The organism is Herbaspirillum sp. C7C8 (assembly GCF_022627875.1).
Taxonomy (GTDB): Bacteria; Pseudomonadota; Gammaproteobacteria; order Burkholderiales; family Burkholderiaceae_D; genus Herbaspirillum.
On sequence record NZ_JABXGG010000017.1, the window covers coordinates 54,179 to 74,255 of the forward strand.

16 protein-coding genes are annotated in these 20,077 nt (G+C 62.9%); 10 read left to right on the plus strand and 6 right to left on the minus strand.

The window, feature by feature from the left end:
* Positions 1 to 255 precede the first annotated feature (255 nt).
* A complete protein-coding gene (locus HWE01_RS18375; RefSeq protein WP_241822518.1) occupies positions 256 to 1,290 on the plus strand; it encodes an extracellular solute-binding protein in 1,035 nt (344 codons plus the stop codon).
* A gap of 101 nt (positions 1,291 to 1,391) precedes the next feature.
* Here the strand turns inward: HWE01_RS18375 and HWE01_RS18380 are convergent, their stop codons facing one another.
* Complete coding sequence (locus tag HWE01_RS18380) at positions 1,392 to 2,546, minus strand: GNAT family N-acetyltransferase (RefSeq protein WP_241822519.1); 1,155 nt, start codon at positions 2,544 to 2,546, stop codon at positions 1,392 to 1,394.
* A gap of 119 nt (positions 2,547 to 2,665) precedes the next feature.
* Between HWE01_RS18380 and HWE01_RS18385 the strand changes: the two genes are divergently transcribed.
* The 4 genes from HWE01_RS18385 to HWE01_RS18400 all read left to right on the plus strand — a co-directional run bounded on the left by HWE01_RS18385 (position 2,666) and on the right by HWE01_RS18400 (position 7,519).
* On the plus strand, positions 2,666 to 4,723 hold the full coding sequence (locus HWE01_RS18385; RefSeq protein ID WP_241822520.1) for an NAD(+) synthase: 2,058 nt from the start codon (positions 2,666 to 2,668) through the stop codon (positions 4,721 to 4,723).
* Positions 4,724 to 4,902: 179 nt separating this feature from the next.
* Positions 4,903 to 5,241, plus strand: coding sequence for a P-II family nitrogen regulator (locus tag HWE01_RS18390; RefSeq protein ID WP_006463535.1), 339 nt, complete (start codon positions 4,903 to 4,905; stop codon positions 5,239 to 5,241).
* 263 nt (positions 5,242 to 5,504) lie between these two features.
* Positions 5,505 to 7,025: an aldehyde dehydrogenase gene (adh, locus tag HWE01_RS18395; RefSeq protein WP_008327906.1), complete on the plus strand. Its 1,521-nt coding sequence runs from the start codon at positions 5,505 to 5,507 to the stop codon at positions 7,023 to 7,025.
* A gap of 104 nt (positions 7,026 to 7,129) precedes the next feature.
* On the plus strand, positions 7,130 to 7,519 hold the full coding sequence (locus tag HWE01_RS18400) for a DUF779 domain-containing protein (RefSeq protein WP_008327907.1): 390 nt from the start codon (positions 7,130 to 7,132) through the stop codon (positions 7,517 to 7,519).
* Here the strand turns inward: HWE01_RS18400 and HWE01_RS18405 are convergent.
* Complete coding sequence (locus HWE01_RS18405) at positions 7,500 to 9,515, minus strand: sigma-54-dependent Fis family transcriptional regulator (protein ID WP_241822521.1); 2,016 nt, start codon at positions 9,513 to 9,515, stop codon at positions 7,500 to 7,502. The two genes, HWE01_RS18400 and HWE01_RS18405, sit on opposite strands and share 20 nt — an antisense overlap.
* Positions 9,516 to 9,703: 188 nt before the next feature.
* On the opposite strand from HWE01_RS18405, the gene HWE01_RS18410 reads away from it, so the two are divergent.
* Positions 9,704 to 10,948 (plus strand): PA0069 family radical SAM protein, encoded by a 1,245-nt coding sequence (locus HWE01_RS18410; RefSeq protein ID WP_241822522.1) that lies wholly within the window; start codon positions 9,704 to 9,706, stop codon positions 10,946 to 10,948.
* A 59-nt stretch (positions 10,949 to 11,007) separates the two neighbouring features.
* Positions 11,008 to 12,333, plus strand: a complete 1,326-nt coding sequence (locus HWE01_RS18415; RefSeq protein WP_241822523.1) for a leucine-rich repeat-containing protein kinase family protein — start codon at positions 11,008 to 11,010, stop codon at positions 12,331 to 12,333.
* A 17-nt stretch (positions 12,334 to 12,350) separates the two neighbouring features.
* Here the strand turns inward: HWE01_RS18415 and HWE01_RS18420 are convergent, their stop codons facing one another.
* The 3 genes from HWE01_RS18420 to trxB all read right to left on the minus strand — a co-directional run bounded on the left by HWE01_RS18420 (position 12,351) and on the right by trxB (position 14,508).
* On the minus strand, positions 12,351 to 13,004 hold the full coding sequence (locus HWE01_RS18420) for a Smr/MutS family protein (protein ID WP_175342387.1): 654 nt from the start codon (positions 13,002 to 13,004) through the stop codon (positions 12,351 to 12,353).
* A 67-nt stretch (positions 13,005 to 13,071) separates the two neighbouring features.
* Entirely contained in the window at positions 13,072 to 13,413 is a 342-nt protein-coding gene (locus tag HWE01_RS18425) for an I78 family peptidase inhibitor (RefSeq protein WP_008327914.1), read from the minus strand.
* Positions 13,414 to 13,554: 141 nt separating this feature from the next.
* A complete protein-coding gene (gene trxB, locus HWE01_RS18430) occupies positions 13,555 to 14,508 on the minus strand; it encodes a thioredoxin-disulfide reductase (RefSeq protein ID WP_008327920.1) in 954 nt (317 codons plus the stop codon).
* A gap of 393 nt (positions 14,509 to 14,901) precedes the next feature.
* Between trxB and HWE01_RS18435 the strand changes: the two genes are divergently transcribed.
* Together HWE01_RS18435 and lolA are read left to right on the plus strand one after the other, a co-directional pair.
* A complete protein-coding gene (locus HWE01_RS18435) occupies positions 14,902 to 17,247 on the plus strand; it encodes a DNA translocase FtsK (protein WP_008327922.1) in 2,346 nt (781 codons plus the stop codon).
* A 98-nt stretch (positions 17,248 to 17,345) separates the two neighbouring features.
* The gene (lolA, locus tag HWE01_RS18440) at positions 17,346 to 18,059 is read left to right on the plus strand and encodes an outer membrane lipoprotein chaperone LolA (protein WP_008327926.1); all 714 of its coding nucleotides are present in this window, start codon (positions 17,346 to 17,348) and stop codon (positions 18,057 to 18,059) included.
* Between the two features lie 64 nt (positions 18,060 to 18,123).
* Here lolA and fdxA read toward each other — a convergent pair whose 3' ends face one another.
* On the minus strand, positions 18,124 to 18,462 hold the full coding sequence (gene fdxA / locus HWE01_RS18445; RefSeq protein ID WP_008327929.1) for a ferredoxin FdxA: 339 nt from the start codon (positions 18,460 to 18,462) through the stop codon (positions 18,124 to 18,126).
* A 265-nt stretch (positions 18,463 to 18,727) separates the two neighbouring features.
* Here fdxA and HWE01_RS18450 point away from each other — a divergent pair, with 265 nt between their 5' ends.
* A complete protein-coding gene (locus HWE01_RS18450; protein WP_008327932.1) occupies positions 18,728 to 20,032 on the plus strand; it encodes a replication-associated recombination protein A in 1,305 nt (434 codons plus the stop codon).
* Positions 20,033 to 20,077 lie beyond the last annotated feature (45 nt).

Genomic DNA, 20,077 nt, shown 5'->3' on the forward strand with positions numbered 1-20,077 from the left:
CGCGGCTGCCGGCAAGGGCGTTTTGTATCGTGCTGCGCCGGATGGATTTGCGCAGATGATAATGCTTCTTGTTTGTGATATAGTCGTCAGCGGTCCATGAACCGCTCAGGCATTACGCCTTGAGTCCACAACGAGGCGATCCCGAGATTGCCCACTGCGACAGCCCAGTCCCACCTTCCCGGACCGCCTTCCGCGCCAAAAGAAAACGCCGTTTCAATGACGGCGGTCGTTCACTCTTTTTGAAAAGGATGGTCCATGTTCCACCGTCAACTCGCCGTCGGCGCCGTGCTGGCTGCCATTGCCGCTTCCAGCTTCGCGCAGGAGAAGGTCATCAATCTCTATTCGGCGCGCCACTACCAGACTGACGAAGCCCTCTACGCCGATTTCACCAAGGCCACCGGCATCAAGATCAACCGTGTCGACGGTGACGATGCCGGCATCCTGGCGCGCTTGAAGAGCGAAGGCGCTTCCAGCCCGGCCGATGTGATCCTGCTGGTGGATGCGGCCCGTCTGTGGAAGGCGCAGAGCGAAGGGCTGTTCCAGCCGGTCAAGTCCAAGCTGCTCGATGAGCGCATTCCCGCCAACCTGCACAGCAAGGAAGGCGGCGAGGGTACGCAGTGGTTCGGCTTCTCCACCCGCGCCCGCGTGATCGTCTACAACAAGGCCAGCGTCAAGCCGGAAGACGTCGATACCTATGAAGCCCTGGGCGATCCGAAGAACAAGGGCAAGCTGTGCACCCGCAGTGGTTCGCACCCCTACAACGTGTCGCTGTTCGGCGCGCTGCTGGAGCATGACGGCGCGGCCAAGACCGAAGCCGTGTTGAAGGGCATGGTCGCCAATCAGGCGCGCCAGCCGGTCGGTGGCGATACTGACCAGATCAAGGCGGTCGGTTCGGGTGAGTGCGGCGTGGCCATTTCCAACTCCTACTATGTGGCGCGCCTGCTGCGTTCGACCAAGCCGGAAGACGTGGCGCTGATGGAAAAGGTCGGCATCGTCTGGCCCAACCAGAAGAGCTACGGTGCGCACGTCAACATCGCCGGTGGCGGTGTGGCCAAGAACGCGCCGCACAAGGCTGAAGCCGTGCAGTTCCTGGAATACCTGGCCAGCGATTCGGCCCAGCGTTACTTCGCCGAAGGCAATAACGAATGGCCTGCCGTCAAGAGCGTGAAGACCGAGAACCCGGCACTGGTGAAGATGGGGCCGTTCAAGGCCGAAGTCATCAATGTGGGCGCGGTGGGAGCCAACCAGCAGAAGGTGTTGCAGATGCTGGATCGCGTTGGCTATAAATAATTAAAAGGATTTAAACGATTTAAATCGTTTGGGTGTTTTGATGAAAACCGGTCCGTGTGATGCGCGGGCCGGTTTTTTCATGTCAGAGGGAGAAGGACGAATCAGCGCGGCGTACCCCGGAAGGGATCATGTTCGTTCAGCTCGGAAATGTAGCCTTCGATACCATTGCTTTCCCGCGACAGGAAGTGCTCCACCGCATCGTAGAACCCCGGATGCGCCAGCCAGTGCGCCGACCAGGTTTTCTGCGGCAGGAAACCGCGCGCCATCTTGTGCTCACCCTGGGCGCCGCCTTCGAACCAGGTGATCTTCTCGGCGATGCAGAATTCCAGCGGCTGGTAATACGCGGTCTCGAAATGCAGGCAGGGCACGTGTTCCAGCGCGCCCCAGTAGCGACCATAGAGCGTATCGGCGTCATGCACCGTCAGCGAAGAGGCGATTGGCTCATCGTCCCGCAGTGCCACCGTCAGCAGCAAATGCTGCGGCATGGTCTCACCGATACGGCGGAAGAAATCCAGGTTCAGGTAAGGCGTGGAGTAGTGCGCTGCATAGGTGTGCCGATAGCAGCGATTGAAGAAGCGCCAGTGCGCCTCGGTGATCTCGGCCCCGCGCAGCCAGACGAAGCGCACCCCTTGCTCGGCTACCTTGCGGCGCTCGGCCAGGATGTTCTTGCGCTTCTTGCGGTCCAGCGTATCGACGAATTGCGCAAAATTGCCATACCCTTCATTGTGCCAGTGGAACTGCACCCCGCTGCGCAGCAGGAACCCGTCGTCCGCCAGCAGCTGCGCCTGTTCCGGCGGGGGATACAGGATATGCGTGGAGGAAACTTCACTTCGCTCCTGCAGCGCCCGTAATGCGTTCACCAGCGCCGCGCGGGCAGTCTCGTCGATGGCCAGCAGGCGCGCGCCGCGTACCGGCGTGAAGGGGATGGCCGAGAGCAGCTTGGGGTAGTAGTCCACGCCATGCCGCTGGTAAGCCTCGGCCCAGGCCCAGTCGAAGACGTATTCGCCATACGAGTGAAACTTGCGATACAGGGGCAGGGCGGCCACCAGTTGCTCCTGCTCGCCATCGGCCTGCCACAGCGTCAGATAATGTGGCTCCCAGCCGGATTCCGGACTGGCGCTGCCGCTCTCGTGCAGCGCATGCAGGAAGGCGTAGGAGAGGAAGGGATTGCCCTCGGCCTGGGCTGTCACCAGCGCATCCCAGCGGGACGGGCCGATCTCGGCCAGAGAAGAAACGATTCGCGTGCGATAATCCATGGACTGCAAGTGACCTGCGAAAGATGGCGCGGCCCACGGCCCGCTCGAACAGGCATTCTACGCAAAATGAACAGAACGCGTCGCCGCCCTGGCGAAGTGCACGGAGTCCAACACACGCTATGCAAAGCCCCTTCTTCAATCTCTACAACCACGGTTTCGCCCGCGTCGCCGTGGCAGTGCCGGACTGCAAGGTGGCCGATCCCGGCTTCAACGCGCAAGCTACCATCGCCCTGGCCGAACAGGCCGCCGCCCGTGGTGCGGCCCTGGTGTCCTTCCCCGAACTGGGCCTGTCGGCCTACAGCTGCGAAGATCTGTTCCAGCAGCGCGCCTTGCTGGAAGCCTCCCTGCAGGCCCTGCAATCGGTGCTGGAAGCGTCCATGCGCATCTCCGCCGCTCTCATCGTGGGCATGCCGCTGAAGGTCGATCACCAGCTCTACAACTGTGCCGTGGTGGTCCACAACGGCCGCATCCTGGGCGTGGTGCCCAAGAGCTACCTGCCCAACTACAGCGAATTCTACGAAGCGCGCCAGTTCAGCAGCGCCGATTGCGCCGTCACCCGCCGTACCCGCCTCTTGGGGCAGGACGTGGACTTCGGCAGCCATCTGCTGTTCGAGATCGGCAACATCCCCGACTTCCGCTTCCATATCGAGATCTGCGAAGACGTCTGGGTGCCGATCCCGCCGTCCTCCTTTGCCGCACTGGCCGGGGCTACCGTGCTGGTGAACCTGTCGGCCTCCAACATCGTGGTCGGCAAGTCGGGCTATCGGCATCAGCTGGTGTCGCAGCAATCGGCGCGCTGTCTGGCGGCCTATCTCTATTCCTCGGCCGGCAATGGCGAATCCACCACCGACCTGGCCTGGGATGGTCAGGCGCTCATCTGCGAGAACGGTGAACTGCTGGCCGAGTCCGAGCGCTTTGCCGAAGGCGGTCACGTGATCTATGCCGACATCGACCTGGAACGCCTCTCGCGTGAGCGCTTTCACCAGACCACCTTCGGCCAGTCGGTACGCCGTCATGCAGAAGAAGTACGCCGATTCGAGGTCGTGCGCTTCGATGTGCAGATCCCGCAGGAGCAGCCCTTGCCGCTGCAACGCCGGGTGGCGCGCTTCCCCTATGTGCCGGCCAATGCCGAACAGCGCGAACTGCGCTGCCGCGAGGTCTACAACATCCAGGTGCAGGCACTGGTGCAGCGCCTGTCTTCTTCGAACATCAAGAAGGTCGTCATCGGTGTGTCCGGTGGTCTCGATTCGACCCATGCGCTGCTGGTCTGCGCCAAGGCCATGGACAAGCTGGGCCTGCCGCGTTCCAACATCCTGGCCTATACCATGCCCGGCTTTGCCACCAGCAGCCGCACGCTGGTGCAGGCGCATCAGCTGATGGCGCAGGTCGGCTGCTCGGCGCAGGAGATCGATATCCGCCCCAGCTGCGAACAGATGTTGAAGGACCTGGCTCATCCGTATTCACGCGGTGAGCCGGTCTATGACATCACCTTCGAAAACGTGCAGGCGGGCGAGCGCACCAATCACCTGTTCCGCCTGGCCAATCATCACGGTGCCATCGTCATCGGCACCGGCGACCTGTCCGAACTGGCGCTGGGCTGGTGTACCTATGGCGTGGGCGACCACATGTCGCACTACAACGTCAACGCCAGCGTGCCCAAGACCTTGATCACGCACCTGGTGCGCTGGGTGGCCGAATCGGGTTCGCTGGAACTGAAGCAGCCGGAAGTGCTGATCCACATCCTCGAAACCGAAATCAGCCCGGAACTGGTGCCGGGCGCCTCGGACGGCGAGCCGGGCCAGCGCACGCAGGATTTCATCGGTCCCTACGAGTTGCAGGACTTCAATCTCTATTACATCCTGCGCTATGGCTTCACGCCGGCCAAGGTGGCTTTCCTGGCGCACAGCGCCTGGCAAGACCGCAGCATCGGCCATTGGCCGGATGGGCTGCATGGTGCGCGCAACCAGTACAGCTTGCCGCAGATCAAGAAAAACCTGGGTATCTTCGTCTATCGCTTCTTCAAGACCAGCCAGTTCAAGCGCTCCTGCGTGCCCAATGCGCCCAAGGTCGGCTCGGGCGGCTCGCTCTCGCCGCGTGGGGATTGGCGCGCACCCAGCGATGGCGAGGCCACCGTCTGGCTCCGGGATCTGGAACGTATTCCCGATCTGGAGGACTGAATCCGGCTTTTTATGGCCCGGCTTGTGCAAGAAGGTTGAAAGCTGGGCACGCCTGATTGACAATGTGCAAGTGGGCAGGACGCCATGGTCTTGCCAGTAAAATAATAATAAATGCTGTATCCGCTATTCAATAGATCGTTGAGATCGTTTCTTTACGACATACCAAGAGAGGAATTGCCATGAAACAAGTGACCGCCATCATCAAACCGTTCAAGCTGGACGAGGTGCGTGAATCCCTCGCCGAAGTCGGCGTCACGGGCCTGACGGTCACCGAAGTGAAAGGCTTCGGACGCCAGAAGGGCCACACCGAACTCTATCGCGGTGCCGAATACGTGGTCGATTTCCTGCCCAAGGTCAAGATCGAGGTCGTGGTGGACGACAAGGTGGTCGAGCAGGCCGTGGACGCCATCATCAAGGCCGCCCGCACCGGCAAGATCGGCGACGGCAAGATCTTCGTGCAGGAAGTGGAACAGGTGATCCGTATCCGTACCGGCGAAACCGGCCCGGATGCCGTCTGATTCAGGACAGCGCAAGCATCACGAGAGACCGGCCGCTGGCCGGTTTTTTTACGTCCGCAGTGCAAGAAAAAGAGTGTGTCAGGCTGTCCCTCTGCGCTGTCCCGGGCTGCGCCAGATTGACACAGCGTGACAATGATGCTGGCGCGCAAGGCCCGTCCAGAGCGGGTTTGCAGGCTGGCATGCGATTTGCCATCCAGAGGGATGAACCTCCGCCGCGGCCATGATCGCGGCGGGATTTCAACCATAACCCGAACGGAGACGACATGAACCTGGCAGACATCAGCAAACTCGGCGTACGCGATCCCTTCAAGCAACGTTACGACAACTTCATCGGTGGCAAATTCGTGCCCCCGGTCAAGGGCGAATACTTCGAGAACATCAGCCCGGTGATCGGACGCGCCTTCTGTGAAGTGGCCCGCTCCAGCGCCGAAGACGTGGAGCTGGCGCTGGACGCCGCCCACGCGGCCAAGAAGAGCTGGGGCAAGACGTCCCCCACCGAGCGCGCCAACATGCTGCTCAAGATCGCCGACCGCATGGAAGCCAACCTGGAGCTGCTGGCCACCGCCGAAACCCTGGACAACGGCAAGCCCATCCGCGAAACCATGGCCGCCGACATCCCGCTGGCCATCGACCACTTCCGTTATTTCGCCGCCGCCGTGCGCACCCAGGAAGGCAGCATCTGCCCCATCGACAACGACACCTATGCCTACCACTTCCATGAGCCGCTGGGCGTGGTCGGCCAGATCATCCCCTGGAACTTCCCCATCCTGATGGCGGTGTGGAAGCTGGCCCCGGCGCTGGCCGCCGGTAACTGCGTGGTCTTGAAGCCGGCCGAGCAGACCCCGGCTTCCATCATGGTCCTGATCGAACTGATCGCTGACCTGATCCCGCCCGGCGTGGTCAACATCGTGCAGGGCTTCGGTGTGGAAGCGGGCAAGCCGCTGGCCTCCAACAAGCGTATCGCCAAGATCGCCTTCACCGGCGAGACCACCACCGGCCGCCTGATCATGCAGTACGCCTCGCAGAACCTGATCCCGGTGACCCTGGAGCTGGGCGGCAAGTCGCCCAACATCTTCTTTGCCGACGTGCTGGACAAGGATGACGAATTCTTCGACAAGGCCCTGGAAGGCTTCGCCATGTTCGCGCTGAACCAGGGCGAAGTCTGCACCTGCCCCTCGCGCGTGCTGGTGCAGGAATCGATCTACGAGCGCTTCATCGAACGTGCCTTGAAGCGCGTGGCCGCCATCAAGCAGGGCAACCCGCTGGACAAGAGCACCATGATCGGCGCGCAAGCCTCGCAGGAGCAGCTGGAAAAGATCCTCTCCTACATCGACATCGGCAAGCAGGAAGGCGCCAAGGTGCTGGCCGGCGGCGGACGTGAAGAACTGGGTGGCGACCTGGCCTCGGGCTATTACGTCAAGCCGACGGTGTTCCAGGGCAACAACAAGATGCGCATCTTCCAGGAAGAAATCTTCGGCCCCGTCGTCTCGGTGACCACCTTCAAGGATGAGGAAGAAGCCCTGTCCATCGCCAATGACACCCTGTACGGCCTGGGCGCGGGTCTGTGGACCCGCGATGGCACGCGTGCCTTCCGCATGGGTCGCGAGATCCAGGCTGGTCGCGTATGGACCAATTGCTATCACCTGTATCCGGCGCATGCGGCCTTCGGTGGCTACAAGCAATCCGGCATCGGCCGTGAAAACCACAAGATGATGCTGGACCACTACCAGCAGACCAAGAACCTGCTGGTCAGCTACAGCCCCAAGGCGCTGGGCTTCTTCTGATCGCGTGATCTTCGTTTGACTCCTTGCAGCAAGGCAGCTTCGGCGCCGGTCCGCCTCCCCGCGGCCGGCGCCGCTTTTATGGTAGATCCGACAGGAGAATGGCGATGAAGGCATTGCCCAGGGTAACGGCCACCGAGGCCACGGTGGACTTGCTGCGTCAGTTGAAGAGGCGGCATGGTGAATTGATCTTCTTCCAGTCCGGCGGTTGCTGCGATGGCAGCGCGCCGATGTGCTATCCCGCCGGCGACTTCACGCTGGGCGATACCGATGTGCATCTGGGAGAGATCGATGGCGTGCCGTTCTACATCGGCGCCGACCAGTTCGAATACTGGAAGCATACGCAACTGATCATTGACGTGGTCAATGGCAACGGCGGCATGTTCTCGCTGGAGAACGGCAGCGGCAAGCGCTTCCTGACGCGCTCGCGGCTGTTTACCGATGAGGAGTACGAGGCGCTGGCGCCGCTGGCGCCGCTCAGTGCCCGCGTGACTTGAAGCGCCGGTAGAGCGTATTGCGCGACACGCCCAGCGCCTTGGCAGCGGCGCTGACGTTGCCGTCATGGGTGCGCAGGGCGCGCTCGATGGCAGCCCATTCGCTGTCGTGCATGGAGAGCGATTTTTCGCGTTTTTCTTCATATGCCATGTGTACCGGCATCTCGCAAGCCGCCTGCACGGGCGCCGCCTCTTCCAGAAAGTCATCTGGCAGGTGTTCCACCCCTATCCAGGCCTGGCCCTCGGCCATGGCCAGGGCGGTGCGGATCAGGTTGGAGAGCTGCCGCAGATTGCCCGGCCAGCGGCTGGCCTGCAGCAGGGCCAGGGCCTGGGTATCGAAGCGCGGCGCGTCGGCGCCGCCTTCCTGCTCCAGAATGCGCTCGATCAGGCCGACCAGGTCGCTGCGTTCGCGCAGAGCTGGCAGCTTCACCTGCAGGCCGTTGATACGGTAGTACAGGTCTTCGCGGAAGGCATGACGCGCGGCCATCTCGCGCAGTGGCTGGTTGGTGGCGCACACCAGCGCGAAGTCCACCGGGATGACGCGCTGGCTGCCCAGGGGCGTCACCGCGCGTTCCTGCAAGACCCGCAGCAGGCGGCCTTGCAGGGCCAGCGGCATGTCGCCGATCTCATCGAGGAAGAGGGTGCCGCCCTGGGCCTGGGCGATCTTGCCCAGCGCTCCCTTGCGACGCGCACCGGTGAAGGCGCCGTCTTCATAGCCGAACAGTTCGGCCTCGATCAGATTCTCCGGAATGGCCGAGCAATTCACGGCCACGAAAGGCGCTGCGCCTGTCCGGGTTTGCGTGGCCCGCAAGCGCGCGCTCTCGCGGTGGATGGCCTGGGCCAGCCATTCCTTGCCGGTACCGGTCTCGCCGGTGATGAGGATGGGAATATCGCGGTCGATGACCTTGCGCAACTTGGCGATGAGGGCGCTCATGCGGGCGTCGCCGGTATCGAGTGCCTGCAGGCCGGGACGCGGCGGGCCTGCATGAGGCCGTGCAACGGGCGCCGGGCGGTCGGCGGGGATCGTGTGCGGCGTATCGATGATGGCTTCGCGCGCATTCTGAAAATGCTGGTCGCGCAGCCGCAGTTCGGCCCGTCCATGGATGCGGATGCCGTTGTGCAGGCACAGCTCCAGCAAGCCCGGGGCGGCCTTGCGATGGTGCTCGAACAGCAGCGACAGCGGTACCCCGAAGAGCGATGCGAAGGTATGCGATTGCAGCGCCGCCAGCGTCAGCCCCAACTGGAACTGCGCACTGCGGTTGGCCGCCAGGAAGCGTCCGCCCGGGGTGAAGCTGACGATGCCTTCGACCAGCGTGCCGACGAATTCGGCACGGCTGTGGAAGTGCAGGGTGATGCAATCGGGGAAGCTGCCGGCCAGCAGGTGGTTTTCTATCATCTGCGCCGACATGCGTACCAGCGCCATGGTGTGCTTGTGGAAGCTGCCGCATTCGCCGGAGACGTCCAGCACCCCCAGCACCTGGCCGCGATGGTCGAAGATGGGGGCGGCTGAACAGGTCAGGAAACGGTTGGCATCCAGATAGTGCTGCTGGGCATGTACGGTGGTCGGCTTCTGCTCGAACAGGGCCGTACCGATGGCATTGGTGCCACGCAATTGTTCCGACCAGCATCCACCCGGACCCAGCGCCACGCGGTCGGCCTTGGCCAGGAAATCGCTGTCGCCCAGGGTGTGCAGGATGGTACCTTCAGCGTCCGACAGGATCACCATGCTGTGGGTATTGCGGATCTGGTCGTAGAGGGTTTCCATGACCGGGCGGGCGTGGCCGGAGAGGGCCTGGTTGGCTTCCAGCGTCTGTGCCAGGTCGGCGCGCGAGAGCGCGTCCAGATCGGGGCGCTGGCCGCGCGTGATGCCGTAGGACGAGCTGCGCTGGTGCGAGCGTTCGATAGCCTGCAGATCCAGCAGCGCATCGGCGCCGGACTGCACCAGGGGCGAGGCGCCCAGCAATGCACCGGCAGCGCGCCGGTTTGCCTGGTATTGCATCCTTGTCTCCTTGGGACCTCGGGTGGTCCTTGTTCCCCCTTTGTGGTCGCTTTCTTCGCTGATGGGAAGCTGAGGGTGAACAAGCATAACCGATTAATGCGGCACCCGGACAAATTGAAACAGCATTTGCAGTGCGCCCCAAGTGAAGGCAAAATACTGTTCATATATACAGTATCTTTGAGCTTGCCTTGGCTTCCTTCCCCAAATTCCCGCAGGGCATTGCCCGGCCTTTTCCTGACCAGCCTGCGCCTTCTGGCGAGGATGACGCCACCCTCACGCCGGAAACCTTCGTCCATCGCAACCAGGTCGCGCGCAAGGGTCGGGGAGCCGTCACCAATCTGCGCGGGCGCTACGAATCGGTGGCACGGGAAGAGTTCGATGATGGCTGGCAGGCGGTCAGTTTTGCCGCCGTCGAGCCGCTTGCAGCCGAGGTGATGGAGGATGACGAGCCGCCGCGCCTGAAGACCATCGTCACCGAGGAAGACGCGCGCTCCATCATCAGCCGCAACAGCTCGCCGGACCTGCCGTTCTCGCTCTCGCTCAATCCCTACCGGGGTTGTGAGCATGGCTGCATCTACTGCTTTGCACGGCCCTCGCACAGCTATCTGGGCCTCTCGCCCGGTCTGGATTTCGAAAGCCGGCTGGTCGCCAAGCGCAATGCGCCCGACCTGCTGCTGCGCGAACTGGCAAAGCCGTCCTATGAACCCGACACCATCACGGTGGGCATCAATACCGATGCCTACCAGCCCATCGAGCGCGAGCACCAACTGACCCGGCGCATCCTGCAGATCCTGCACGATTGCGAGAACCCGGTGGCGATGATTACCAAGTCCTCCCTGATCGAGCGCGACATCGACCTGCTGGCGCCCATGGCCGCCAAGGGGCAGGCCATCGTCGCGGTCACCATCACCACGCTCGATGCCGCCATTGCACGCACGCTGGAGCCGCGCGCGGCCAGCCCGGCGCGGCGGCTGCGGGTGATTCGTACCCTGGCCGAGGCGGGTATTCCGGTCAGCGTATCGATTGCCCCGGTGATTCCCTTCGTGACCGAACCAGACCTGGAGCGCGTGATGGAAGCCGCCGTCGACGCCGGTGCGCGGCAAGCGGGCTACATCGTGCTGCGCCTGCCGTGGGAAGTCAGCCCGCTGTTTCGGCAGTGGCTGCAGGCGCATTTCCCCGACCGGGCGGCGCGGGTGATGAACCGCATCCAGGACATGCGCAGCGGCAAGGATTACGACGCCGACTTCGCCACCCGCATGCGTGGCACCGGCGTCTGGGCCGACCTGCTGCACCAGCGTTTCGAGAAGGCCAGCCGGCGGCTCGGCATCGATCACCGCAACCGGGCCTTTGCCACGCTGGATGCCAGCCGTTTTCGGCGACCGCAGGCGAGGTCCGGCAGATCACCAGGCGATGCCCAGCTGGATCTGTTCTGAAGGGGCGGGCGGGCACTGGTAAACTCCGCGCTTTCTGACGTTTTTCTTCACCTCTCTGCATGCACACCCTGGAACAATTGCGCAGCGGCGCCCTGAAAGGCATTACCCGCCTGTCTCTGTCGTGCGGCCTGCGCGAATTCCCGCCAGAAATCTTCACACTGGCTGAAACCCTGGAGATTCTGGACCTGAGCGGCAACGCGCTGGCTGCCTTGCCCGACGACCTGCCGCGCTTGCGTCGCTTGCGCATCGTGTTCTGTTCCGACAATGCCTTTACCGTATTGCCAACCGTGCTGGGGCGCTGTCCTGCGCTGGAAATGATCGGGTTCAAGGCCAACCGCATCGAACACGTCCCCGCCGAATCGCTGCCGCCTTCGCTGCGCTGGCTGGTGCTGACCGACAATCGCATCACCCGGCTGCCCGCCAGCATCGGGCAATGCAGTCGCCTGCAAAAGCTGATGCTGGCCGGGAACCGCCTGCTCACCTTGCCATCGGAACTGGCGGCCTGCCGCCATCTGGAACTGTTGCGCCTGTCGGCCAATACGCTGGAGGCGTTTCCACACTGGCTGCTGACCCTGCCGCGTCTGAGCTGGCTGGCCATGGCCGGCAATGCCTGGTGCGCGGCGGTGGAAGAAGCGGCAGACCGCCATGCTCAGGTGGCGGCAATCCACTGGCAGGATCTGCAACTGGCCGACAAGCTGGGCGAGGGTGCTTCCGGCGTGATCTACGCCGCCCGCTGGAAGGACGCCAACAAGACGCAGCCGGTGGCGCTGAAGCTCTTCAAGGGTGCCGTCACCAGCGACGGCCTGCCCGAGCGCGAGATGGCGGCCTGCATCATGGCCGGCCGCCATCGCGGGCTGATTCCCGTGCTGGGGCGATTGCAAGGTCATCCGCAAGCGGTGCAGGGACTGGTCATGCCGCTGATTGATCGCGATTTCAAGGTATTGGCCGGCCCGCCTGACCTGCAATCCTGTACGCGCGATGTCTATGCGCAAGGCTTCATGCTGACCTGGAGCCAGGTGCTCGTCATTGCACGCGATATCGCCTCGGCAGCAGCTCACCTGCATGCGCAGGGCATCGTGCATGGCGACCTCTACGGTCACAACATCCTGCATCGGGAGGGTGAAGCCCTGCTCGGCGATTTCGGTGCGGCCTGGTTCTACGATGTCGAACAGCCCCATGCCTGGGGTGTGCAGGCCATGGAAGTGCGGGCCTATGGCTGTCTGCTGGAAGAGTTGCTGGCGCATGGCCAGCAGGAAGATGAAGCGGGCCAGAAGCAGCGAGCCGCGCTGGCCGGTGTGCGCCAGGCTTGTCTGAGCCCTGACGCCGCCGCACGGCCGCATTTCGAGGCCATCGTGGCCATGCTGGACCATTTGTCTGCGGGCTGATGCCGCAGGCGCGGTAGTCAGGCCCGCTCGCTGGAGCGCAGCAGCACCACCAGTGCTCCCGCGCCGCCATCGGCCGCGCGCGCCTGGCAAAAGGCCATCACTTCATCCTTCTGCGCCAGCCAGTTGCGTACCTTGTGCTTGAGTACGGGTTCCTTGTTCACCGAACCGAGCCCCTTGCCGTGGATCACCCGCACGCAGCGCAGGCCGCGGCGGCGCGATTGGCGCAGGAATTCACCCAGGGCCTCGCGCGCCTGGTCGCGGCGGTAGCCGTGCAGGTCCAACTGGGCCTGGATCACCCAGTTGCCACGACGCAGCTTGCTCAATACATCCATGCCCACACCGGGGCGGGCGAAACTGAGATTTTCGTCGCTGTCCATCAGGGTCTCGATGGTGAACTCATCCGACAGCGACTCCAGCAGTGCGGCCTGTTCATCGGCCAAATGCTGGCGGGGAATGGGGAGGGGAGGTTCCGGAAGACACAGGGCCTTGTCGACCACCTTGGGGCGCAAGGGCGCCACCTGCCCGATGCTGTTGCGGAAGATGTTGGCTTCCTCGCGGGCTGCCGCTTCCTGGCGCTGGCGCTCGGCCAGGGCCAGTGCGCGCGCTTTTTCCTGTTCCTGCAGATCGCGGCGCAATCCCTGGAGCGCCGAGAAATCTTTCATTGTCGCCATGACAGCCACCTAACCCTGTAGCGTATTGTTCCCCGAGTGGCTACTTTAGCAGAAGCGGACGCGCTCTTCAGCCGCAGGCGACCTTGATGATCACCATGCCCGGATCGACCTGCAGATTCAGGCGGCGCGGGTTGAAATCCAGGGTGGCGGCATCGTCCGGTTTGAGCACGCGGATCTCGGCGGCACCCGATTCGGCCAGCGCCTGGCGTTCGACGTAGCCGCTGTAGTTCTCGCCGATCAGGTGATCGGCGCGGGAGGCATCGCATTGGCCGGCCGTGGCATCGGCCACCGGGGTGTCGCGCGAAGCGCTGCAGGCGACCAGCACGGCACCCAGGCCCAGCGTGACCAATACCGCCTTCAATGCCGGCGAGCTGCGCCCGGAACGGGAGGGAGATGAGTGATAGGGCACGATGCTTTCCTCGGTCTTGATGATTCTTGTGTTTGATTGCTCGAGTGAAACAAAAAAGCCGGGACGACAACTCGTCACCGGCCTTTTGAGTGCCTGTCGCGTTGCGAGTTCTCGCAGCGCAGCATTTTACATTGATTTACCTTATTCGAGGCCTTCCAGATAGCGCTGTGCATCCAGTGCTGCCATGCAGCCCGTGCCGGCGCTGGTGATGGCCTGGCGGTAGACGTGGTCCTGCACGTCACCGGCGGCAAAGACACCGTCGATGCTGGTGGCGGTGGCGAAGCCTTCGGTGCCGGTGCGGGTCTTCAGGTAGCCGTTGTGCATCTCCAGCTGGCCTTCGAAGATGCTGGTGTTGGGCTTGTGGCCGATGGCGATGAACAGGCCGTGCACCGGGATTTCGGTGATGGCGCCGTCCTGGGTCGACTTGATCTTGATGCCGGTCACGCCGCTGTCGTCGCCGACCACCTCATCCAGGGTGGCGTGCCACTGAATGGCAATCTTGCCTTCGCTGACCTTGTGCAGCAGGCGGTCGATCAGGATGGGCTCGGCACGGAACTTGTCGCGGCGGTGCACGATGGTGACCTTGCTGGCGATGTTGGAGAGATACAGCGCTTCTTCCACGGCAGTGTTGCCGCCGCCGACCACGGCCACTTCGCGGCCACGGTAGAAGAAACCGTCACAGGTGGCGCAGGCCGATACGCCGCGGCCCATGAAGGCTTGTTCCGAGGGCAGGCCGAGGTACTGGGCCGAGGCGCCGGTGGCGATGATCAGGGCATCGGCCGTGTATTCGCCGCTGTCGCCGATGAGGCGGAAGGGGCGTTCGGAGAGCTTGGTGGTGTGGATGTGATCGAAGATGATTTCGGTCTTGAAGCGTTCGGCGTGCTGCAGCAGGCGCTGCATCAGTTCCGGTCCTTGCACGCCCAGCGGGTCGCCCGGCCAGTTTTCGACGTCGGTGGTGGTCATCAGCTGGCCACCTTGTTCCACCCCGGTGATGAGCACCGGGTTCAGGTTGGCGCGCGCGGCATAGACGGCGGCGCTATAGCCGGCGGGGCCGGAGCCGAGAATCAGGACCTTGGCATGTTTGGGCGTGCTCATAAGCTACTCATCAAATGTTGTGGGATCGCTTCTGCAAATGAGGCGACTCCCGGAGATTTCAATTCCGGACGGCCCGGCACATCAGCCAGGCCGTCCGGCACAAGCGGGTGCTTGCCAGCGCACAAGTTTGCGGTTTGCCGCGCTGCAAAACGGGTAAGATTATAGTCCATGCCCTCTGCGGGGCTCATGGAATTACGCTATGTCGGCAATAGTCGGCGGCTGCGGGGGCAGTGGCAGGGCTACTGTCCAGAATATGAACAAAAAGACAGCACAGCCAGAACGATAGCGGCCAGTGACGGTCAGTGCAGCGGGTTTCCCGCTGGCCTGCGCAAAACCGCGAAGCGCCAATTCAATGCCGTTACAATGACGGCGTGTTTTTTTTGTACGGAAGTTATGTCCAAGACGAGTCAAGCCCACATCCGCACCACCAAGACGCCGGCGCCCCCGATGCCCAGCCGCCTGGTCAGGCTGTTATCGGAAGCGCGCTGGCTGGCGCTGGCGGCCCTGCTGGCCTATCTGGTGCTGATCCTGCTGAGCTATGCCAAGACCGACCCCGGCTGGTCGGTGGCCAGCTCGGTGCCCCGCGTGGGCAACTGGGGCGGCCGGGTCGGTGCCTGGATGGCCGATCTGATGCTGTACATTTTCGGGCTGTCGGCCTGGTGGTGGTGCGTGCTGTTGGCGCGCTCGGTGTGGACCGGTTATCGGCGCCTGTCCAACCGCTTCCTGGTGTCCCAGCCGGTGGAGCCGGAACATCGACAGGAACCGCTCATCCGCGCCGTCGGCTTTGTCTTCATGCTCACCGGCAGCATGGGGATCGAGTTCACCCGCATGCAGCGTTTCGCCCCCAAGTTGCCGCATTCCTCCGGTGGCGTGCTGGGCGAGATGATCGGTTCGGCCATGCAGCCCACTTTCGGTTTCACCGGCGCCACGCTGCTGCTGTTGCTGCTGTTCGGGCTGGGCTTCTCGCTGCTGTTCCAGGTGTCCTGGCTGGCGGCGGTGGAACGCATCGGTGGCATGATCGAGGATGGCCTGTTCTGGGTGCGCGACTTCTTCGCCGCCCGCGCCGACCGCCGTGCCGGCCAGGAAGCCGCCGTCAAGCGCGAGGAAACCGTGGTGCAGGAGCGCGCCAAGATCGTGGAAGCCCCGCCGATCCGCATCGAACCGCAGATCGTGGAGGTGCAGAAGTCCGACCGCGTCCAGAAGGAAAAGCAGACCAGCCTCTTCGATGACTTGAACAGCGAACTGCCGCCACTGTCGCTGCTCGATGAGGCCCCGCCTGCGCAGCAGACGGTCTCGGTGGAAACGCTGGAATTCACCAGCCGCCTGATCGAGAAGAAGCTGGCCGACTTCGGCGTCGAGGTCAAGGTGGTGGCGGCTTATCCCGGCCCGGTGATCACCCGCTACGAGATCGAACCGGCCACCGGTGTGAAGGGCAGCCAGATCGTCAACCTGGCGCGTGACCTGGCGCGTTCGCTGTCGCTGACCTCGATTCGCGTAGTGGAAGTCATCCAGGGCAAGAATTTCATGGGTCTGGAATTGCCCAATCCCAAGCGCCAGATCGTGCGCCTGACGGAGATCCTGGGCTCCAAGGTCTACAACGACAGCCATTCCAGCCTGACCGTGGCGCTGGGCAAGGACATCGCCGGCAATCCGGTGGTGGCCGACCTGGCCAAGATGCCGCACTTGCTGGTGGCCGGCACCACCGGCTCGGGCAAGTCGGTGGGCATCAATGCCACCATCCTCTCGCTGCTGTACAAATCTTCACCGCGCCAGGTGCGCCTGATCCTGATCGATCCCAAGATGCTGGAACTGTCGATCTACGAGGGCATTCCGCACCTGCTGGCGCCGGTGGTGACCGACATGCGCCAGGCCGGCCACGCGCTGAACTGGGCGGTGGAAGAGATGGAGCGCCGCTACAAGAAGATGTCCAAGCTGGGCGTGCGCAACCTGGCTGGTTACAACCAGAAGATCATCGATGCCGAGAAGCGCGGCGAGAAGATCCCGAACCCCTTCAGCCTCACGCCCGATGCCCCCGAACCACTGGAGCAGCTGGAAACCATCGTCATCATCATCGATGAACTGGCCGACCTGATGATGGTGGTGGGCAAGAAGGTGGAAGAACTGATCGCCCGCATCGCCCAGAAGGCGCGCGCGGCTGGCATCCACCTGATTTTGGCCACGCAGCGTCCGTCGGTGGACGTCATTACCGGCCTGATCAAGGCCAACGTGCCGACGCGCATTGCCTTCCAGGTCTCTTCCAAGATCGACTCCCGCACCATTCTCGACCAGATGGGCGCTGAAACCCTGCTGGGCATGGGCGACATGCTCTACAACCCGCCGGGTACGGCCTTGCCGGTGCGAGTGCACGGCGCCTTCGTGTCGGATGATGAAGTGCACCGCGTGGTGGAGCACTTGAAATCCCAGGGGGAACCGAATTACATCGAGGGCATCCTAGAGGGAGGCGTGCTGGAGGACGCTGACGGCGGTGCTGGCGGCGGTGCCGCAGCTGGCGCCGGAGGCGGTGGAGAAGGCGACGAGATGTACGACCAGGCCGTGGCCGTGGTCCTGAAACATCGCCGGGCCTCGATCTCGCTGGTGCAGCGTCACCTGCGCATCGGCTACAACCGTGCGGCGCGCTTGCTGGAGCAGATGGAGCAAAGCGGTCTGGTCTCCACCATGCAGTCCAATGGCAACCGTGAAATCCTGGTGCCGGCGGGTGCTGGCGATGCGGCTGAATAAGCGGTCTTCCCTCCACATCAAGCTGCCCTGAAGGCCGGCCACCATCGCGCCGGCCGCCACCTTGCCGGTGGCGCCTAGTCAAGAAGGAATCAAACAACATGGACAATTCCAGAAACGCTTTCCGCTCGCGCCCTGCGCAAGCCCGTACCTTCAACCTGCGCCGCCTGATGATGGCGGCCGGTCTTTCCGCGCTGGCCGTGGCCGGGGCCATCGCCATCACCGCGCTGACACCAAACCGTGCCTCGGCTGCCGCGCTGGACCAGTTCAAGCAATTCGTCAGCAGCACGCAGTCGGCCAAGGGTGCGTTCACCCAGCGCATGGTGCGGGTGGAGAATGGCACGTCCAAGGTGGTCAACACGTCCAGCGGCAGCTTCGTGTTTTCGCGTCCCGGCAAGTTCATCTGGACCTACCAGAAGCCGTATGAACAGGTGATCCAGGCCGATGGGGAAAAACTCTTCATCTACGACAAGGACCTCAACCAGGTCACCACCAAGAAACTGGGCAATGCGCTGGGCTCTTCGCCGGCCGCCATCCTCTTCGGCAGCAATGATCTGGAAAAAAACTTCACACTGAAGGAAGCCGGCACCAAGGATGGCCTGGAATGGCTGCAAGCCATCCCCAAGAGCAAGGACACGACCTTCGACACCATCGGCATTGGCTTGAAGAACGGCACCCCGGTGGCGATGGAGCTGCATGATTCCTTCGGCCAGGTTTCTTTGTTGAGCTTCGACAGCTTCGAGAAGAATCCGCCGCTCAAGAGCAACAGTTTCAGCTTCACCATTCCCAAGGGTGCGGACGTATTCAACAACTGAGCTTGTCCGCCCGTAGCGAAACAGCCCCGCAGGCTTGCGCTTGCGGGGCTGTTTTGCTGGTGCTTCAGAGGTCGGGCATCTTCAGCTGGGGCAGCTTGTCGGGCAGGTCCTTCCATTGCTCGTGGTCGGGCAGGGGCGCTTTGGCCTGGGTGATGGGCTTCCAGCCGGGCAGCTTGGCCAGACGGGCGTTGAGGTCCTCAAAGTGGGAGAGGGCGGCGGGCAGGTCGGTGGCGTTGTAGATGGCACCGACCGGGCATTCCGGCACGCACATGGAGCAGTCGATGCAGCCGTCCGGGTCGATGACCAGGAAATTGGGGCCTTCCAGGAAGCAATCCATGGGGCAGACGCTGACGCAATCGGTGTACTTGCACTGGATACAGGAATCGGTGACGACGAAGGGCATGGAGACGCAGGGAGAGGCAGGAAAAAGGGCGATATGAAGAAAAAAGCGCAGGCTGCATTCTACCCGCTGGGCCGGATGGTTGCAGGCGCGGGCATGACTGCGCCATCGCCCCTGTAGCGGCCTGCTGCGTTAGACTACGGCCTTTGGTGAATGCGCCTTGCAATCCGGCGCCGCGCCCGCATCCTGATGACTATGAACTTTATTTCCCTGACCGCCCTGCTGCGGTTCTTCTTCTCCGATCTTCCGAGTTTGCGCGGGGCGGTGCATGGCTGACCTGTTCGCGCAAGAACCCGCTGCGCCGCTGGCTGAAGCGCTGCGCCCCAAGACGCTTGATGAGGTGATCGGGCAGTCGCATCTCTTGGGCGAAGGCAAGCCCTTGCGGCTGGCCTTCCAGTCCGGCAAGCCGCATTCGATGATCTTCTGGGGGCCGCCGGGTGTGGGCAAGACCACGCTGGCGCGGCTGACCGCCACCGCCTTTGCGTGTGAATTCATTGCGCTGTCGGCGGTGTTTTCGGGGGTCAAGGATATTCGTGCGGCCATGGAGCAGGCCGAGCAGAATCTGGCGATGGGCAAGCACACGATTCTGTTCGTGGATGAAATTCACCGGTTCAACAAGTCGCAGCAGGATGCCTTGCTGCCCTATGCGGAAAGCGGCCTGGTGACCTTCATCGGCGCCACCACCGAGAATCCTTCCTTCGAGGTCAATTCGGCGCTGTTGTCGCGGGCGCAGGTCTACGTGCTCAAGTCGCTCACCGATGAGGAACTGAAGCAGTTGCTCAAGCGTGCGCAGGACAAGGCGCTGGGGGATCTGCAATTCGACGGACAGGCCACCGACACCATCATCGGCTACGCCGATGGCGATGCTCGTCGCTTCCTCAATCTGCTGGAGCAGACCCAGACGGCCGCCCGCACGACCGGCACGCAGCTGGTGACGGCCGAGTTCCTGCAGAATGCGCTGACGCTCAACAGCCGTCGTTTCGACAAGGGTGGAGACAATTTCTACGATCAGATATCGGCCTTGCACAAGTCGGTACGCGGCTCACATCCGGATGCGGCGTTGTACTGGCTGACCCGTATGCTCGATGGTGGCGCCGATCCGCGCTACCTGTCGCGGCGCATCGTGCGCATGGCCTGGGAAGACATCGGCCTGGCCGACCCGCGCGCCATGCAGATCGCCAACGATGCCGCGCTGACCTATGAGCGCCTGGGCAGCCCCGAGGGCGAACTGGCACTAGGGCAGGCGGTGATCTACCTGGCGGTGGCGGCCAAGAGCAATGCCGGCTACAACGCCTACAACGCTGCGCGCGCTTTCGTGAAGCAGGACAAGAGCCGGGAAGTGCCGGTGCATCTGCGCAATGCGCCGACCAAGTTGATGAAGGAATTGGGCTACGGGCATGAATACCGGTATGCCCATGATGAGCCCAATGCCTATGCGGCGGGGGAGACTTATTTGCCGGAGGGGATCGCTGAGCCGGGCTGGTACCAGCCGGTTCCAAGGGGGTTGGAAATCAAGATAGGCGAAAAGCTGGCGATCTTGCGGCAGTGGGATGAAGATGCGCAAAAAGAGTAAGTCAATTCTTGGGGAGTAGCCGTCTTTTGAGACGGTTTTTTTCAC

Bases quoted from the DNA above. Each gene is read 5' to 3' on its own strand.
- HWE01_RS18375 (WP_241822518.1), top strand. From the start codon at position 256: ATGTTCCACCGTCAACTCGCCGTCGGCGCCGTGCTGGCTGCCATTGCC.
- HWE01_RS18380 (WP_241822519.1), bottom strand. From the start codon at position 2,546: ATGGATTATCGCACGCGAATCGTTTCTTCTCTGGCCGAGATCGGCCCG.
- HWE01_RS18385 (WP_241822520.1), top strand. From the start codon at position 2,666: ATGCAAAGCCCCTTCTTCAATCTCTACAACCACGGTTTCGCCCGCGTC.
- HWE01_RS18390 (WP_006463535.1), top strand. From the start codon at position 4,903: ATGAAACAAGTGACCGCCATCATCAAACCGTTCAAGCTGGACGAGGTG.
- adh (WP_008327906.1), top strand. From the start codon at position 5,505: ATGAACCTGGCAGACATCAGCAAACTCGGCGTACGCGATCCCTTCAAG.
- HWE01_RS18400 (WP_008327907.1), top strand. From the start codon at position 7,130: ATGAAGGCATTGCCCAGGGTAACGGCCACCGAGGCCACGGTGGACTTG.
- HWE01_RS18405 (WP_241822521.1), bottom strand. From the start codon at position 9,515: ATGCAATACCAGGCAAACCGGCGCGCTGCCGGTGCATTGCTGGGCGCC.
- HWE01_RS18415 (WP_241822523.1), top strand. From the start codon at position 11,008: ATGCACACCCTGGAACAATTGCGCAGCGGCGCCCTGAAAGGCATTACC.
- HWE01_RS18420 (WP_175342387.1), bottom strand. From the start codon at position 13,004: ATGGCGACAATGAAAGATTTCTCGGCGCTCCAGGGATTGCGCCGCGAT.
- trxB (WP_008327920.1), bottom strand. From the start codon at position 14,508: ATGAGCACGCCCAAACATGCCAAGGTCCTGATTCTCGGCTCCGGCCCC.
- HWE01_RS18435 (WP_008327922.1), top strand. From the start codon at position 14,902: ATGTCCAAGACGAGTCAAGCCCACATCCGCACCACCAAGACGCCGGCG.
- lolA (WP_008327926.1), top strand. From the start codon at position 17,346: ATGGACAATTCCAGAAACGCTTTCCGCTCGCGCCCTGCGCAAGCCCGT.
- fdxA (WP_008327929.1), bottom strand. From the start codon at position 18,462: ATGCCCTTCGTCGTCACCGATTCCTGTATCCAGTGCAAGTACACCGAT.
- HWE01_RS18450 (WP_008327932.1), top strand. From the start codon at position 18,728: ATGGCTGACCTGTTCGCGCAAGAACCCGCTGCGCCGCTGGCTGAAGCG.